Consider the following 16,280-nt stretch of genomic DNA (forward strand, 5'->3'; position numbering starts at 1 on the left):
AGCGGGGGCCCGTCAGGCGGTCGGGGCCAGTCGGTCGTCCTGGTCGTCCTCGGGGACGGGCCGCGCGGGGGTCTCCTGCTTCCAGCCGGTGGCGAGCCTGAGGAGCAGTGAGGCGGCGGCGAGGATCACCCCGAACCAGATGACGCTGGTGACGCCCGTGTGGTCGACGAACAGGCCGCCGAAGAGGGCGCCGAGGGCGATGCAGGTGTTGTACGCCATGGTGTTGAGCGACATCGCCGCCTCGAACGTGTCCGGTGCGGCGGCCAGCGTCATGTTGACCTGGGACAGCTGCACCGCGCCGAAGGACAGGCCCCACAGCACCAGGGCGGCCACGGCCCCGCTCTCCGCGTCACCGATGCCGCGAAGCAGCAGCAGGGCCGCCAGGAGTCCGACCAGTCCGACGACGAAGGTGCCGCGCAGGCTGCGGCCGGCGGTGTAGCCGGCGACGAAGTTCCCGATGGCGCCGCCCACACCGAAGATGATCAGCACCACGGTGATGAAGGTGGAGCCGGCGCCGGCCTCGTCCTCCAGATAGGGCCGTACGAACGTGTACGCGCCGAAGTGGCCGAGGACGAAGAAGACGACGATGAGCAGCACGGTGCGCAGCTGCCCGTTCCTGACCGGCAGTCCGAAGACCTCACGGACGGAGACGGCGTTCTGCGACGGCAGCGACGGGATGACCGCCGCGACCGCGAGGAACACCAGCAGGCTCAGGCCGGCCCAGATGCCGAAGGTGGTCCGCCAGCTGGTGTGTGCCTCGACGACGGTGCCGAGCGGGATGCCGACGACCGTGGCGATGGAGATGCCGGACATCACCACCGCGGCGGCGCGGCTCGCGTGCCGCTCGGGCACGATCCGCATGGCCATGCTGACGCCGATCGCCCAGAAGACACCGCTGGCGAATCCCATGCACAGACGCGTCGCGAGAATCAGCGGGTAATTCGGCGATACGGCGGTGACGAGATTTCCGAGCGCGAGGACGGCGAGAAGGGCGGACAGAAGAAGGCGCCGGTTGACGCGGCGCGTCCAGGCCACGATGAACGGCACACCGAGGCCGGCCGCGACACCCTGTGCGGTCACCATCAGACCGGCTGTTCCGACGGAGATGTCCAGGCTCTCGCTCAGCGGAGTGAGCAGACCCACGGGCATCAGTTCGGTGGTGAGGAAGACGAAAAGACTGGCGGTGATGGCGGCGACGCCGATCCATCCCCTGACGGCCGACGACGACCGTTTCCGCTGCTGTACGGACATGACTGCTCTCCAGGAATTCTGCTCACGTGGGGTGCGGGCTCGCGGCTCGGCCGGCCGGGGCTGGGCGAGCACCACGGCGACGAGGACCGCGACGATTCCGGCCGTCTGTGGGGCGGAGAACGACTCGTCCTCGAAGGCGATGCCGAGGACCGTGGCGACGACGGGGCTGCCGAGGGCCAGGAACGACACGGCGAGGGCGGGCAGTTGCTCGATGCCGCGGAACCACAGCGCGTAACTGATCACCGCGCCGAGCACGATGAGGTAGGCGAACCCGAAGACGTTGGTCCCGGTGAGGGAGCCCGGCAGCCCTTCGACGGCCAGGGTGAAGGGCAGCGACACGAGCCCGCCGGCCAGCAGCTGCCAGCCGGTGAAGGGCAGCAGCCCCACCCCTTCGGGGCGCCCCCAGCGCTTGGTGAAGGTGATGCCGGTGGCCATGCAGGCCGCTCCGCCGAGGCCCGCGGCCACACCGACGGTGTCCAGCGCCGCGGACCCCTTCGACACCAGCAGGACCACTCCGGCCGCGCCCAGGGCGCAGGCCAGCGCGTGGACCGGGCGGATCCTGTCGCCGATCAGCAGCGCGGCGAGGATCAGCACGATCATCGGCTGCACCGACATGATCATCGCCGCGACACCGCCGGGCAGGCGGTAGGCGGCGACGAACAGCAGCAGGTTGAACGCGCCGATGTTGAGCGTGCCGAGCACCAGGGAACGCCACAGCCACTCGCCTTTGGGCAGCACCCGGGAAACGAGCAGCAGAATGACGCCCGAGGGCAGTGCCCGCACGGTCGTGGCGAGCAAAGGCCGGTCCGGGGGCAGCCATTCGGCCGTCGCCAGATAAGTGCTCCCCCAGATCGCCGGCGCCAGCGCCGTCACGCCCGGGGTGAGGAATTGCCGGCCATGGTTCATGGCACACAGGCCTCAGCTTCCGTCGGGGAAAAGCCGGTCCTTGGGGTCGAATTCACCCGCGGGTGAACCGGAAATCGCCGTCGCCCGGCTGGGAACGCTCACCATGCTGGCCCGGACCCTATTGATGAGTCCAACACATGTTTGTCATCTCATTTATCGTGCGGCAAGATGGATCCCCATGGAGCTGCAGCAGATGCGCTACGTGGTCGCGGTCGCCGAGACGAACAGCTTCACCCGGGCCGCGGAGCGCTGCCTGGTCGTGCAGTCCGCGCTCAGCCACCAGATCGCCCGCCTGGAACAGGAGCTGGGGGCCAAGCTGTTCGAGCGCACCACCCGCCGGGTGCGGCTCACTCCGGCCGGCGCGGCGTTCCTGCCGGCCGCCCGCCAATGCCTGGAGGCCGCCGAGCGCGCGGCCGCCGAGGTCGCCGCCGCCGTCGGGGAGGTCCGCGGGCGGCTCTCCGTGGGACTGATCCCGTCCGTCGCCGCCGTCGACATCCCGGGCGCGCTACGCGAGTACCGGCAGCGGTATCCGCAGGTGCGGGTCAGCCTCCGGGTGGGCGCGAGCGACGACCTGGTCGAGCAGGTCAAGCAGGGAACCGTCGAGGTGGCCTTCCTGGGACTGCCGACCACGGCACGGCCGGAGGGCGTCAGCTACCGCGAACTCGCCCGCGACCGGCTCGTCGCCGTCGTCGCCCCCGACCACCCGCTGGCCGACGAACCGGAGATCGACCTGCGCAGGCTGTCCTCGGAGGTGTTCGTCGACCTGCCCGCGAAGACCGCCGGACGCGCCCAGTCGGACCTGGCCTTCTCCGCGGCCGGCCTGACCCGTGACGTGGCGTACGAGGTGACCAACGCGGACTTCCTGGCCCGGCTGGTCGGGCAGGGCCTCGGCGTGGCCATGCTGCCCGCCGCGTACGTCGCCCAGCTCGGCGGCGTCACCACCATCGAGGTGGTGGACGCTCCGGCCCGCGTCGAGTACATCATCTGGAGCCCGGGCAGCCGCACCCCCGCGGCCACCGCCTTCCTGCACGTCCTCGGCGTCCCCGACACCGAAGCCGCCTCATGAGACGACCGGGATGCGGTGGCGCGACGCCGACGCCGCATCCCCTGACTCCCGTACCGGCAGGACCAGTTCGAGGGCCGCGTGCCCGAAACGACGAAGTCCCGCCCAGCTCGATGAGCTGGACGGGACTTCTGTGTGCGTGGACCTGAGGGGATTTGAACCCCTGGCCCCCTCGATGCGAACGAGGTGCGCTACCGGACTGCGCCACAGGCCCTTGCAACGAGTGAAACTCTAGCATCCCGTCGGGCGTGCTCAAAAATCCGTATGAGGCGGGGTCACTCGTTGGCCGCGCGCGGCCGGTCCCCCTCCTCGTACTGGTCGAACAGGGGGGTGCGTCCGCGCTCACGGGCCCGGCGGGCGGAGGCCGCGCGGCGGGCGTCGCTGCGGGCGGGCGCCGCCGGCCTGTCCTCCGCGCCGGGCGCGGGCTCCTCCTCGGCGGCCTCGCCGTGCGCCGCGGCCTGCGCTTCCTGCTCCGGCGCGGCGGCGCTGGAGCGCGCCGAGCTCCACGCGTCGGGCGCCCCGAGGTCCACGTCCGCCGTCGCCCGCGGCGCGACCGGCGCGGTCACGTACGTCGGCAGCGGAACCGGCACCGGCTCCCAGCTCTCCCCGTGTCCCGGCCGGCGCTGCCGCTCGCGCTGCTGGTCGACCCACTCGGCGTGGTCGGTCTGCTCTACGAGCGCCCGGCGGTCGGCGGCCAGGGCCGCCAGCCCCGGGTCGGTCTCCGGCTCGGCGCCTTCGTCCGGCTCCTCGGCGTCGGCGTGATCGTCGGCGTCCAGGGGCGTGCGCCGGCGCGGCTGGCGCTCCCGCAGCCGCTGTGCCGCGGCCTCGGCCCGGCGCCGGTCCATCTGAAAGGTGAACCGGCGGCGCTCCTGGCGGCGCAGATACGCGATGTACGCGCTGAGCAGGACCGCCGGCACACCGGGCGCCCACAGGAAGGCGAGCCCTCCGACGGCGGCGACGATCGCGCCGAGCGTGAAGGCGAGGAAGAGCACCACCGTGGTGCGCCTGCGACGGGCGAGGACCTTCGTGCGCCGGGCGCGCGCCGCGGCGGCCTGGGCCGAGGGCGTACGCCGGGGGCCCGGCACCCGCTCGTGGTCCGGGTCGGCCGCCGTGGGTCCGGGCGCCGGCGCGGCCGGCTGCTCCGGCTCGGGTCCGGGCTCGGCGCGCTCACGGGTCCGCGCCTGGGGGGCGGGTTCCGGGGTGCGGGCCGGGGGCATGGCGAAGGCCCGGACGTCCACCGAGTCGGTGACGGCGTCCGGTGCGTCGGCGTCGTACTCCTCCTCCTCGGTGGAGCGCGCCCGCAGGTCCTTGGCGTACCGGCGCTCCATGGCCGCTCGTCCGGACAGCAACCGGATGGCCGTGCTGAAGCGTTCCGTCGGACGGGCCTCGTTCAGCTCGTCCTGCCTACGGAGCCACATCGGCACCAAGTAGGCGGCCCAGGCCCCGACAATGACTGCGTAGATGAGGCCGCTGCTGCTCACGTCTCACACGGTAGAGGGGTTTGCGTGAGGCCATCCGCCAATTGGGCCGGTGTGTCGCACGATCTGGCTGATATTTCGAACTTTTTTTGTGACCGATCCGATCAGCAGCCCACCGGAGGGCGAATTTCCCGGCCCCCAGCCGGTCATGCGACGATCAATTTCGAACATTTATTCAATTTCCGGGGCGGCCGGGATTCCCCGCGCCCTGCGACCGCGCCCGCCGCCAGCGGTTGAGCAGCCCGTCCGGCACCTCCTCCGCGGTCAGCGCGAACACCAGGTGGTCCCGCCAGGCGCCGTCGATGTGAAGATAGCGGGGCCGCAGGCCCTCCTCACGGAATCCCAGTTTCTCCACGACGCGGCGGCTGGGCCGGTTCTCCGGGCGAATGCACACCTCGACGCGGTGCAGCCCCACGGTACGGAAACAGTGGTCCACCGCGAGCGCCACGGCCGTCGGCATCACCCCGCGGCCCGCCACCGCCTCGTCCACCCAGTAACCGACGTGTCCGGAACACATGGAACCCCAGGTGATCCCGGCGACGGTGAGCTGCCCGACCAGCTGCCCCTGGTACTCGATGACGAAGGGCAGCATCCGGCCCGCGTTCGCCTCGTGCCGCAGATGGCGCACCATCTGGCGGTAGGTCGGCCGGTGCGCGATCGGGCCGCTCGGCGTGGGCGGCGGGATCGTCGCCTCCCACGGCCGGAGCCAGTCCCGGTTGCGCCGGTTGACCTCGCGCCAGACCCGCTGGTCGCGCATCTTTATCGGCCGCAGGACGACCTCGCCCTCGGCGAGCACCACGGGCCAGGACGGGCTGTTCAGCTCGCACCCCCACTGCCGGCGCCGGGTCTCGGGTGATCGCCGCCGCGGATCTGGTCGACGGCGTGCACCAGCAGGGCCTGAAGAACGGCCAGGCCGTCCTTCACCCCGCCGCTCGAACCCGGCAGATTGACGATCAGCGTGCTCCCGGCGACCCCGGCGAGGCCCCGGGAGAGGGCCGCGGTGGGCACCTTCTCCCGTCCGTACGCCCGGATCGCCTCGGCGATGCCCGGCACCTCCCGGTCGAGCACCGCGCGGGTGGCCTCCGGGGTGCGGTCGGTGGGCGAGATGCCCGTGCCGCCGGTGGTGACGATCACGTCGTACCCCGCGTCCACGCCGGCGCGCAGCGCGGCCTGGACCGGGTCGCCGTCGGGCACGATCTGCGGGCCGTCCACCGCGAAGCCGAAGCCCTTCAGGCCGTCGGCGACCAGCGGGCCGCCCTTGTCCTCGTAGACCCCGGCGGCGGCCCGGTTGGAGGCGGTGACGACCAGCGCTCGGTAGCTCATGCCCGGCTCCAGTCGCCCGACTTGCCGCCCGTCTTCTCCTCCACCCGTACGTCCGTGATGACCGCTCCCTTGTCGACCGCCTTCACCATGTCGATCACGGTGAGCGCGGCGACGGAGACCGCGGTGAGCGCCTCCATCTCCACGCCCGTGCGGTCCGTCGTCTTCACCGTGGCCAGGATCTCCACGGCGTCGTCCGCGACCGACAGGTCCAGTTTCACACCGGACAGGGCGAGCGGGTGGCACAGCGGGATCAGGTCCGGGGTGCGCTTGGCGCCCATGATGCCCGCGATCCGCGCGGTGGCCAGGGCGTCCCCCTTGGGGACCCCCTCACCGCGCAGCAGCTCCACCACGCGCGGCGAGACGAGGACGCGTCCGCTGGCACGGGCCGTGCGGGCGGTCACGTCCTTCTCCGACACGTCGACCATGCGGGCCGCGCCCGCCTCGTCGATGTGGGTCAGGCGGTCCTGCGCAGGGGATCCGGGGGTCGTCCCCCGGTAAGGCTCAGTCATGCTCGTACGGCGCTCCCGGTCCGGGCCCGGTGCGGTGCGGCGCGCGGGCCTGTTGTGCGCGACACGGTACCTCCCGGCAGGCCCCGGCAGGGGTCCGGGACCCGGCGTCCCGGCATCCGGGCACCGCCCACCCGCGCGTGGGGCGCTCAGCCGAGCAGGACGACCTCGACCTCGGCGCCGGGCTCGACGGTCTCCGCGTCCTCGGGGACGACGATCAGCGCGTCGGCCTGCGCGAGCGCGGCCACCAGGTGCGAGCCGGTGCCGCCGACCGGGGAGACCGCGCCGTCGGCGTACGCCCCGCGCAGGAACTGGCGGCGGCCCTTGGGCGAGGACAGCGCCCTGTCCGCGCGCAGGGTCGCCCGCCGCGTCGGCCGGTGCACGTCCGTCAGCCCCATCAGGGTGCGGATCGCGGGACGGACGAACAGCTCGAAGGAGACGTACGACGACACCGGGTTGCCCGGCAGCGCGAGCAGCGGGGTGTGGTCGGGGCCGATGGAGCCGAAGCCCTGCGGCTTGCCCGGCTGCATGGCGAGCTTGCGGAACTCCACGCCGCTGCCGGGCTCGTCCTCGTCGCCGACGTACGACAGCGCCTCCTTGACGACGTCGTACGCCCCGACGCTCACCCCGCCCGTGGTGACCAGCAGGTCCGCGCGGATCAGCTGGTCCTCGATGGTGGAGCGCAGCGTCTCGGCGTCGTCGGCGACCGCGCCCACGCGGTAGGCGAGGGCGCCGGCGTCGCGGGCGGCGGCGGTGAGGGCGAAGCTGTTGGAGTCGTAGATCTGACCGCTGCCCAGTTCTTCGCCCGGCTGGACGAGTTCGCTGCCGGTGGAGAGCACCACCACGCGCGGGCGCGGGCGGACGCGGACCGTGCCGCGGCCGATCGCCGCGAGGAGGGCGATCTGCGGCGGGCCGAGCACGGTGCCCGCCTCCAGGGCGCGGTCGCCGGCCTTCACGTCGCTGCCCTTCGCGCGCACGTGCGCGCGTGCCTCGGCCGGCCGGTGCACGCGCACCTGGCCGGACGCGCCCTCCGGCGCGAGCGCACGGGCGCGCATCCCGCTCACCGGGCCCTCGCCGAGCCCGCCGTCGGTCCACTCGACGGGCACGACGGTCTCCGCGCCGGGCGGCAGCGGGGCGCCGGTCATGATGCGGGCGGCCTGGCCGGGGCCGACGTGCAGCAGGTCGGCCTGGCCGGCGGCGACGTCCCCGACGACCTCCAGGACCGCCGGGAACTCCTCGCTCGCGCCCGCGACATCCGCGACCCGCACCGCGTAGCCGTCCATCGAGCTGTTGTCGAACGGCGGCAGCGAGACCGGGACGGTGACGTCCTCCACCAGCACGCACCCCTGCGCGTCGAGCAGTTGGAGCTCGATGGGCTCCAGGGGGCGGACGGTGGCGAGGATGTCCTCCAGGTGCTCGTCCACCGACCACAGGTGGTCCTGGCCGGTGGTGCGGGGCGCGGCGCTGCTCAAGGTGGCTACATCTCCTCGGTGACGTAACTGCGAAGCCAGGTCCGGAAGTCCGGGCCCAGGTCTTCACGTTCGCACGCGAGTCTGACAATGGCACGCAGATAGTCGCCGCGGTCGCCGGTGTCATAGCGGCGGCCCTTGAAGACGACGCCGTGCACCGGTCCGCCGACCTTCTCGTCCTCCGCGAGCTGCTGCAGGGCGTCGGTGAGCTGGATCTCGCCGCCGCGGCCCGGCTCGGTCCGCCGCAGTATGTCGAAGACGTGCGGGTCGAGGACGTACCGGCCGATGATGGCGTAGTTGGACGGGGCGTCGGCCGGGTCGGGCTTCTCGACCAGCCCGCTCACCTTGACGACGTCGCTGTCCTCGGTCTCCTCCACGGCCGCGCAGCCGTAGAGGTGGATCTGCTCGGGGGCGACCTCCATGAGCGCGACGACGCTGCCGCCGTACTGCTCCTGGACCTCGATCATCCGCTGGAGCAGCGGGTCGCGCGGGTCGATGAGGTCGTCGCCGAGCAGCACGGCGAACGGCTCGTTGCCGACGTGCGGCGCCGCGCACAGGACGGCGTGGCCGAGGCCCCTGGGGTCGCCCTGCCGCACGTAGTGCATGGTCGCGAGGTCGCTGGACTCCTGCACCTTGGCCAGTCGCTCCGCGTCGCCCTTCTTCTCCAGGGCGGACTCGAGCTCGTAGTTGCGGTCGAAGTGGTCCTCCAGCGGGCGCTTGTTGCGGCCCGTGATCATGAGGACGTCGTCGAGGCCGGCGGACACGGCCTCTTCGACCACGTACTGGATCGCCGGCTTGTCCACGACCGGCAGCATCTCCTTGGGCGTGGCCTTGGTGGCCGGCAGGAACCGGGTGCCGAGGCCTGCTGCCGGGATGACAGCCTTGCTGATCCTGGGGTGCGACTGGGTCATGCCCGCCACCTTATCCGGTGACCCTGAGGGGTTTACGCCCCTCCGGGACCATAGTCGCTCATATGAGCATACTGAAGCGGTACGGGAGCCAGGAGTGAACGAAAAGGACCCTGCGGCCGGTCCCGGCAAGCGGACACTGCGGCGGGACTTCCTCGCGGTGCGCAACGCGCTGCCCGCCTCCGACCTGCGGGAAGCGGCCGGGGCGCTGGCCCGGCGGGCGCTGGAGCTGCCCGAGCTGGCGCGGGCGCGCACGGTGGCGGCGTACGTCTCCGTGGGGAGTGAACCGGGCACCCTCGCGCTGCTTGACGCGCTGCGCGCGCGGGGCGTGCGCGTCCTGCTGCCCGCGCTGCTGCCGGACAACGACCTGGACTGGGGCGAGTACACCGGCCCCGGCTCCCTCGCGCGGGTGCAGCACGGCGGGAAGATGGCGCTGTTCGAGCCGGCCGGCGAGCGCCTGGGCCCGGAGGCCGTCACCTCCGCGGACGTCGTGCTGCTGCCGGGGGTCGCCGTCGACGCGCGCGGCATGCGGCTGGGGCGTGGCGGCGGCTCGTACGACCGGGTCCTCGCCCGCCTGGACCGCGCGGGCGCGCACCCCGCGCTGGTGGTGCTCCTGTACGACACCGAGGTCGTCGCGAGCCTCCCGGAGGAGGCGCACGACCGGCCGGTCCACGCGGTGGTGACGCCGTCCGGGGTGCACCGCTTCCCCCGCTGAAGCGGAGCCAGAAGCCGCCCCGGTACGGCGAAGGGGCCCGCACGCGCGCGTGGGGCCCCTCCGGTCAGCGTCGGCTCACGGCTTGAGCGTGAGGGTGTCGCTGGTGCTGTCGTCGACCGCCTGCGGTGAGAACGACCACGGCAGCAGCTCGCCCTTGGCCCACTTGTCGGTCTGGTCGGTGTAGTGGGCGCTGTAGGCGTGCCCGGACGCGCCGCTGAGGTTGATCCACTTCGACTTGTCGAGGCTGTCGAGGTTGACCACCATCCGCATCGACGGCACCCAGACGACGCCGTAGCCGCCTGCGGCGTTCCAGCCGGTCGCGTTGACCGCCGCCTCGCCGCCGCCGAGCTTCCACGGGCCGCGGTTGAGGACGTACTGGATGATGCCGGGGCCCTCGGTGCCCAGCGTCTGGTTCTTCAGGAACAGGCGGTGCAGCCGGCCCCAGCTCCAGGTGTCGATGTCCTTGCCGAGCTTGGCCGTCAGCTCCCAGCGCGCGTCGATCATGGCCCGCTCGAACAGCTCGTCGCGGTTGTGCGCGGCCGGGCGGGTGCCCGAGCGGGGCGCGGTCCACCAGTCGCTCTTCTCGTCGTCCATGAGGGTGCGCACCACCTCGAACCAGCGGTCGCCGCCGTCGGGCTGCGCCTGGTCGGCGTCGCGCCGGCCGCACTCGCGCACCTTGTTCGTGTCGTCGACGGGCCCGGTGGTGTCGGCCGGGTCCACCCACAGGCACTGGCCCTTGACCCGCAGCTCCTTGGGCAGCTTGTTGCCGAAGGCCAGCTTGAGGATGTTGCGCCACACCGAGTTGAAGTAGGCCGCCGCGGCCGAGTCGGCGTCCTGGGTGTAGTCCCAGCCCTCCAGCAGCTTCTGCGCCTCGCGGACGTCCGGATCGTCGATGTCGATCTTCAGCAGGACCGGCACCAGCAGCTTGGCGATCTCGCTGCTGTTGTCGAGCTGCATCTGCCGCATGTCGTCCGTGGAGATCTTGCCGCCGCCCTTGATCTTCTGCTCGATCAGGTCGCTGATGCGCTGGCTGCGGGTGCCGTAACCCCAGTCGGTGGTGAGGGTGTACGGGTACGCGTCCGGGTCGACCACGGCCTGGTTGGCCGTGACGATGTAGCCGCGCTGCGGGTCGTACTCGTGGGGCAGCTTGTCGAAGGCGAGGAAGCCCCGCCAGCGGTACCTGGGGTCCCAGCCGGGGACGGGCACCGAGCCGTTCACGCCCTTCGCGCGCGTGGGGATCTTCCCCGGCAGCTGGTAGCCGATGTGGTTCTTCGTGTCGGCGTAGACGAGGTTCTGCGAGGGCACGTCGAAGAGCTTCGCCGCGGCCCGGAAGTCGTCCCAGTCGGCCGCCTTGTCCATGGCGAAGACGGCGTCCATGGAGGTGCCCGCGTCCAGCGCGGTCCAGCGCAGCGCGATGCCGTAGCCGTCGCCGCGGTCGGGCGCGGCCGTGTCGACGGAGGCCTTCCTGCCGACCTGCACCAGCTCGTCGCTGCGGTCGGACAGCAGCGGCATGCCGTCCCTGGTCTCCCGGACGACGATCTTCTTGGCGGTGCCGCCGGCGACCTTGATGGTCTCCTCGCGCGTCCGGAACGGGACGACCTTGCCGTCGTAGAGGTAGCCGTCGCCGGTGAGCTTCTCCAGGTAGAGGTCGGTGACGTCGACGCCGGAGTTGGTCATGCCCCAGGCGATGTCCTTGTTGTGGCCGATGACCACGCCGGGCATGCCCGCGAAGGTGTAGCCGGTGACGTCGTACTGGCACGAGGCCGAGATCGTGCGGCAGTGCAGGCCCATCTGGTACCAGACCGACGGCAGCGAGGCCGACAGGTGCGGGTCGTTGGCCAGCAGGGGCTTGCCGGTGATGGTGTGCTTGCCGCCGACGACCCAGGAGTTGGAGCCGATGCCGTTGCCGTTCACGCCGACGGCCGCGGGGACGTCGTCCAGGACCTTGTAGAGGCCGGCGAGCTGGCTCTGCAGGGCCGAGGAGGCGGAACCCGAGGAGGTGCCCGAGGCCGAGCCCGAGGAGGTGCCCGTGCCGGTGCCCATGGAGCTGCCCGTGCCCGTGCCGGTGCCGGTGCCGGTGCCGGTGCCCGTGGAGCCCTCCTGGTCGTACTCCCCGGTCAGCTCGCTGTACCCGCCCTCCTGGACGATCGGCCGGTGGCGGTCGTAGGGGTACTGCGGGTACAGCTGCGCGATCTGCTGCGGGCCGAGGCGGCTCGTCATCAGCGCGCGGTCGATCTCGTCCTGCATGTTGCCGCGCAGGTCCCACGCCATCGCCTTCAGCCAGGAGACCGAGTCGACCGGGGTCCACTTCTGCGGCTTGTAGTCGTTGGTGAAGCCCAGGGCCGCGTACTCCAGGGAGATCTCCTTGCCGTCCTTGCCGTCGAGGTAGGCGTTGACTCCCTCGGCGTAGGCCTGGAGGTACTTCTTCGTCGAGGCCGACAGCTTGGTGCGGTACTCCCGCTCGGCGATCCGGTCCCAGCCGAGCGTGCGCAGGAACTCGTCGTTGTCGATCTGGCTCTTGCCGAACATCTCCGACAGGCGCCCGGACGTCATGTGCCGGCGCACGTCCATCTCCCAGAACCGGTCCTGCGCCTGGACGTAGCCCTGCGCCATGAACAGGTCCTCGTCGGAGGACGCGTAGATCTGCGGGATGCCGTAGCCGTCACGCTTGACGTCGACGGGACCCGACAGGCCCTTGAGCGTGATCGTTCCCGTGGTCTGCGGGAAGGAGGCGCGGACGGTGCTGATGGACCAGTACGCCCCGTAGGCGACGCCTCCGATGAGCGCCAGCACCAGTACGAGCACGATCAGGCGGGCTTTGCGCCCCTTCTTCCTGCCGGACTTGCCGGGCTTGTCACCCGTTGTGGCGGTGGTGTTGGGGGGCATCGCTGTCCTTGCTGTCCTAACGCGAGCGGCAGGCGGTCTGTGACATTGAATGAGCGCTGGAGCAACCATAGGCGCAGGGCCCTGTGGCACTTGACGCGGAGTCGGGAACCAGCGCGGGCAGACGTTCGATCTTGCCTCGGCGAGCGTCAAGAAATCGTCAAGAGTTAGGTAAGGTAACGAAGTAGTTGCGTGCGGCGCGCGCGGCGTTGTGTCCGGAATATGTGCGCGCCCCCGCGAAATCGGCCCCGCGGTACGGAAGGGAAGCGCCGCTGACTGTCCAGCACCTCAACCAGCTTCTGCTCGTCTGCTCGCTCGTCCTGCTCGTCGCCGTCGCAGCGGTCCGGATCTCCTCGCGCAGCGGGCTCCCCAGCCTGCTCGTGTACCTGGGCATCGGCGTCCTCATGGGCCAGGACGGCATCGCCCACATCCACTTCGACAACGCCGAACTGACCCAGGTCATCGGGTACGCCGCCCTGGTCGTGATCCTCGCCGAGGGCGGTCTCGGCACGAAGTGGAAGGAGGTCGGGCCGGCCCTGCCCGCCGCGTCCACGCTGGCGCTGGCCGGCGTCGCGGTCAGCGTCGGCGTCACGGCGGCGAGCGCGCACTACCTGGTCGGGCTGGAGTGGCGGCAGGCACTCATCATCGGCGCGGTGGTCTCCTCGACGGACGCGGCGGCGGTCTTCTCCGTGCTGCGGAAGATTCCCCTCCCCGCGCGCGTGACGGGCACGCTGGAGGCCGAGTCCGGCTTCAACGACGCCCCGGTGGTCATCCTCGTCGTCGCCTTCTCGCACGCCGGACCGGTCGAACACTGGTACGTCCTGCTCGGTGAGATCGCCCTGGAACTGGCCATCGGCGCGGCCATCGGCCTCGCGGTCGGCTGGCTCGGCGCCTGGGGCCTGCGGCACGTGGCGCTGCCCGCGTCCGGCCTCTACCCCATCGCCGTCATGGCGATCGCCGTCACCGCCTACGCGGCGGGCGCCCTGGCGCACGGCAGCGGCTTCCTCGCCGTGTACCTGGCCTCGATGGTGCTCGGCAACGCCAAGCTGCCGCACTGGCCCGCCACCCGCGGGTTCGCCGACGGCCTCGGCTGGATCGCCCAGATCGGCATGTTCGTCCTGCTGGGCCTGCTGGTCACCCCGCACGAACTGGGCGACGACGTCTGGCCCGCGCTCGTCATCGGGCTCGCCCTCACCGTGGTCGCCCGCCCGCTGAGCGTCGTGCTGTGCCTGCTGCCCTTCCGGGTGCCGTGGCAGGAACAGACCCTCATGTCGTGGGCCGGGCTGCGCGGCGCCGTGCCCATCATCCTGGCGACCATCCCGATGGTGAACGGCGTCGACGGCAGCCGCCGTATCTTCAACATCGTCTTCGTCCTGGTCGTCGCCTACACCCTGGTGCAGGGGCCGACGCTGCCCTGGCTCGCCCGCACGCTGCGGCTGGGCCGCGGACCCGAGGCCGCCGACCTCGGCATCGAGTCCGCGCCGCTGGAGCGGCTGCGCGGCCACCTGCTGTCCGTCTCCATCCCCGAGGGGTCGAAGATGCACGGCGTCGAGGTCCACGAGCTGCGGCTGCCCGCCGGGGCCGCGGTCACCCTCGTCGTGCGCGACGGCACCTCCTTCGTGCCGATGCCCTCCACGGTGCTCCGGCGCGGGGACGAACTGCTCGTCGTCGCGACCGACCCGGTACGCGACGCGGCGGAGCGCCGCCTGCGCGCCGTCGGCCGCGGCGGCAAGCTGGCCGGGTGGCTGGGGACGGGCGACGAGGACCGGGAGGATTGAGACGGCCCGAGCGGCTCCCAGGCGTCGGCGCATTCCCAGGTGGGCCGGGGCATGGTGCTCGTTTTCACAGGAGCACATGCCGTTGATCCCTGTACGATGAAGGCGCACCCTGATCGAACCAACTCTGCCTGACGCAGAGCTGGCGCGACCGTATGGCGGCCGGGTGGCCCTCCGCAATGGGCGCCGGCATCTACCGCAGTCCGCGCAAGAGGACAGCTCTCGGCGCCCGCGCCCCCTTACAAGAGGGCGCGCGCTACCAGGCGGCGGAAAGGCACGGGCCGTGGCATCCACGGTCACCGACAGGCCGGAGAACTCGCCGGCCACCCCGCGTCCGGGGTACGGGCAGCTGCTGCGCACACGCGGCGCCTGGACGTTCCTGCTCCCCGGCTTCGCGGCGCGTCAGCCGTTCGCGATGCTGACCATCTCCATCGTGCTGCTGGTGCAGCACACCACCGGCTCGTACGGCGCGGCGGGCGCCGCCGCAGCCGTCACCGGCGTCTCCATGGCGCTGTTCGCGCCCTACAGCGGCCGGCTCGCCGACCGCTACGGCCAGCGCGCCGTGCTCCTCCCCGGCGTGATCGTGCACACCCTGTCGGGCCTGACCCTGACCTCGCTCGCCCTCGCGCACGCGCCCCTGTGGGCGCTGTTCGTGGCGGCCGTGCCGACGGGCGCCTCGGTCCCGCAGGTCGGCCCCATGGTGCGGGCCCGCTGGGGCGTGAAGCTGAAGGACTCGCCCCTGATGACCACGGCGGCGGCCTTCGAGTCGGTGACGGACGAGCTGACCTTCGTCGTCGGCCCGCTGCTGGCGACCGCGCTGTGCACGGCCGTCACCCCGGCCGCGGGCCTGGTGACCGAGGCCGCGCTCACCCTGGTCGGCGGTCTGCTGTTCGCGGCGCAGAGGAGCACCCAGCCCGTGGTGCGCGCCGCCGACGGCCACGCGCGCGTGGAGCACACCTCGGCCCTGCGGATCCCGGGCGTGCGGGTGCTGATCGTGACCTTCCTGGGCATCGGCTCCGTCTTCGGCGGCATGCAGGTCTCGCTGGCCGCGTTCACCGAGTCGATCGGCGAGCCCGGCCTGAACGGCGTCCTGTACGGCGTCTTCGCCGCGGGCAACATGCTTTCGGGCATCGTGTGCGGCGCGATCGCCTGGAAGGCCGCCCCGCACCGGCGCCTGGTGATCGGCTACGCGGCGCTCGCGCTGACCGCGTCCGCGCTGTGGACGGCCCACTCGGCGCTCCTGCTGGCCGGCCTCGGCCTGCTGGTCGGCATGTGCATCGCGCCCGCGCTGATCACCGGCTACACGCTGGTGGAGGGCCTGGTGCCGGCCGGTGCCCGCACCGAGGCGTTCACCTGGCTGACCGGCGCGGTCGCGCTGGGCCAGGCGGCCGCCGTCACGGTCGCCGGGCAGCTGGAGGACCACTTCTGGGACGGTGCCGGTTTCCTGGTCCCGATGGGCGGCACACTGCTGGCCCTCGGGACGCTGCTCGCGCTGCGCTCGCGGCTGGTGGCACGGCCCGGCGGCCGGACCGTCGTACGTGGCGTCGGTCACCGCGTGCCGGTGACGGTGGACTGATCCCGCGGAATACGTCACTATGGTTCGTCGTTAGCACTCATTGAGTGAGAGTGCCAGGAGGAAGACAGTGCCCACCTACCAGTACCAGTGCACCGAGTGCGGCGAGGGCCTCGAGGCGGTGCAGAAGTTCACCGACGACGCCCTGACCGAGTGCCCCAGCTGCGGTGGCCGCCTGAAGAAGGTGTTCTCCGCGGTCGGCATTGTCTTCAAGGGCTCCGGCTTCTACCGCAACGACAGCCGCGGCGCGTCGTCGAGCAGCACGCCGGCCTCGAAGTCGACGTCCTCCTCATCGTCGGCGTCCTCCTCGTCGTCGTCTTCGGACTCGTCGTCGAGCTCGTCGTCCAGCTCCGGCTCGTCCACCGGCTCCACCGCCGCCTGAGACAAGCCGTCTGAGACAGGCCGCCTGAGACCGAGACGGGCCGTCTGA

At 71.8% G+C, this 16,280-nt stretch carries 13 protein-coding genes, 1 tRNA gene and 1 pseudogene; 5 read left to right on the top strand and 10 right to left on the bottom strand.

What is annotated here, in order from left to right; all coding sequences use genetic code 11:
- Positions 1-12: 12 nt before the first annotated feature.
- Entirely contained in the window at positions 13-1,251 is a 1,239-nt protein-coding gene (locus IE308_RS27570) for an MFS transporter (protein WP_190220207.1), read from the bottom strand.
- Between the two features lie 41 nt (positions 1,252-1,292).
- Positions 1,293-2,157 (bottom strand): annotated as a pseudogene (locus IE308_RS27575) (EamA family transporter); the annotation flags it as partial.
- 178 nt (positions 2,158-2,335) lie between these two features.
- Here IE308_RS27575 and IE308_RS27580 point away from each other — a divergent pair.
- Positions 2,336-3,223, top strand: coding sequence for a LysR family transcriptional regulator (locus IE308_RS27580; protein WP_190219995.1), 888 nt, complete (start codon positions 2,336-2,338; stop codon positions 3,221-3,223).
- A gap of 137 nt (positions 3,224-3,360) precedes the next feature.
- On the opposite strand, the gene IE308_RS27585 is transcribed toward IE308_RS27580, so the two are convergent.
- The 7 genes from IE308_RS27585 to galU all read right to left on the bottom strand — a co-directional run bounded on the left by IE308_RS27585 (position 3,361) and on the right by galU (position 8,907).
- Positions 3,361-3,434, bottom strand: a tRNA-Ala gene (locus IE308_RS27585).
- 61 nt (positions 3,435-3,495) lie between these two features.
- Positions 3,496-4,701, bottom strand: a complete 1,206-nt coding sequence (gene sepX, locus IE308_RS27590; RefSeq protein WP_190219996.1) for a divisome protein SepX/GlpR — start codon at positions 4,699-4,701, stop codon at positions 3,496-3,498.
- 172 nt (positions 4,702-4,873) lie between these two features.
- Positions 4,874-5,497, bottom strand: a complete 624-nt coding sequence (locus IE308_RS27595; RefSeq protein ID WP_373314601.1) for a GNAT family N-acetyltransferase — start codon at positions 5,495-5,497, stop codon at positions 4,874-4,876.
- Positions 5,498-5,514: 17 nt separating this feature from the next.
- Positions 5,515-6,021: a MogA/MoaB family molybdenum cofactor biosynthesis protein gene (locus tag IE308_RS27600; protein WP_190219997.1), complete on the bottom strand. Its 507-nt coding sequence runs from the start codon at positions 6,019-6,021 to the stop codon at positions 5,515-5,517.
- Complete coding sequence (moaC, locus tag IE308_RS27605) at positions 6,018-6,530, bottom strand: cyclic pyranopterin monophosphate synthase MoaC (RefSeq protein WP_110628728.1); 513 nt, start codon at positions 6,528-6,530, stop codon at positions 6,018-6,020. The genes IE308_RS27600 and moaC overlap by 4 nt, the downstream gene beginning before the upstream one ends.
- 146 nt (positions 6,531-6,676) lie before the next feature.
- On the bottom strand, positions 6,677-7,999 hold the full coding sequence (gene glp / locus IE308_RS27610) for a molybdotransferase-like divisome protein Glp (protein ID WP_190219998.1): 1,323 nt from the start codon (positions 7,997-7,999) through the stop codon (positions 6,677-6,679).
- A gap of 5 nt (positions 8,000-8,004) precedes the next feature.
- Positions 8,005-8,907 (bottom strand): UTP--glucose-1-phosphate uridylyltransferase GalU, encoded by a 903-nt coding sequence (galU, locus tag IE308_RS27615; protein WP_110628730.1) that lies wholly within the window; start codon positions 8,905-8,907, stop codon positions 8,005-8,007.
- A 94-nt stretch (positions 8,908-9,001) separates the two neighbouring features.
- Here galU and IE308_RS27620 point away from each other — a divergent pair, with 94 nt between their 5' ends.
- On the top strand, positions 9,002-9,619 hold the full coding sequence (locus tag IE308_RS27620; RefSeq protein ID WP_229909169.1) for a 5-formyltetrahydrofolate cyclo-ligase: 618 nt from the start codon (positions 9,002-9,004) through the stop codon (positions 9,617-9,619).
- A 75-nt stretch (positions 9,620-9,694) separates the two neighbouring features.
- On the opposite strand, the gene IE308_RS27625 is transcribed toward IE308_RS27620, so the two are convergent.
- Positions 9,695-12,505: a penicillin acylase family protein gene (locus tag IE308_RS27625; protein WP_190220000.1), complete on the bottom strand. Its 2,811-nt coding sequence runs from the start codon at positions 12,503-12,505 to the stop codon at positions 9,695-9,697.
- Between the two features lie 221 nt (positions 12,506-12,726).
- Between IE308_RS27625 and IE308_RS27630 the strand changes: the two genes are divergently transcribed.
- From IE308_RS27630 to IE308_RS27640, 3 genes are all read left to right on the top strand, one after another.
- On the top strand, positions 12,727-14,280 hold the full coding sequence (locus IE308_RS27630; RefSeq protein ID WP_190220001.1) for a potassium/proton antiporter: 1,554 nt from the start codon (positions 12,727-12,729) through the stop codon (positions 14,278-14,280).
- Positions 14,281-14,560: 280 nt separating this feature from the next.
- Entirely contained in the window at positions 14,561-15,853 is a 1,293-nt protein-coding gene (locus tag IE308_RS27635) for an MFS transporter (RefSeq protein WP_190220002.1), read from the top strand.
- Positions 15,854-15,920: 67 nt separating this feature from the next.
- Positions 15,921-16,232, top strand: coding sequence for an FmdB family zinc ribbon protein (locus tag IE308_RS27640; RefSeq protein ID WP_110628735.1), 312 nt, complete (start codon positions 15,921-15,923; stop codon positions 16,230-16,232).
- Positions 16,233-16,280 lie beyond the last annotated feature (48 nt).

Source organism: Streptomyces griseosporeus (genome assembly GCF_014656055.1).
GTDB lineage: Bacteria > Actinomycetota > Actinomycetes > Streptomycetales > Streptomycetaceae > Streptomyces > Streptomyces griseosporeus.

Coding starts and splice junctions, on each gene's coding strand:
- IE308_RS27570 (WP_190220207.1), bottom strand. CDS start 1,251: ATGTCCGTACAGCAGCGGAAACGGTCGTCGTCGGCCGTCAGGGGATGG.
- IE308_RS27580 (WP_190219995.1), top strand. CDS start 2,336: ATGGAGCTGCAGCAGATGCGCTACGTGGTCGCGGTCGCCGAGACGAAC.
- IE308_RS27600 (WP_190219997.1), bottom strand. CDS start 6,021: ATGAGCTACCGAGCGCTGGTCGTCACCGCCTCCAACCGGGCCGCCGCC.
- moaC (WP_110628728.1), bottom strand. CDS start 6,530: ATGACTGAGCCTTACCGGGGGACGACCCCCGGATCCCCTGCGCAGGAC.
- galU (WP_110628730.1), bottom strand. CDS start 8,907: ATGACCCAGTCGCACCCCAGGATCAGCAAGGCTGTCATCCCGGCAGCA.
- IE308_RS27625 (WP_190220000.1), bottom strand. CDS start 12,505: ATGCCCCCCAACACCACCGCCACAACGGGTGACAAGCCCGGCAAGTCC.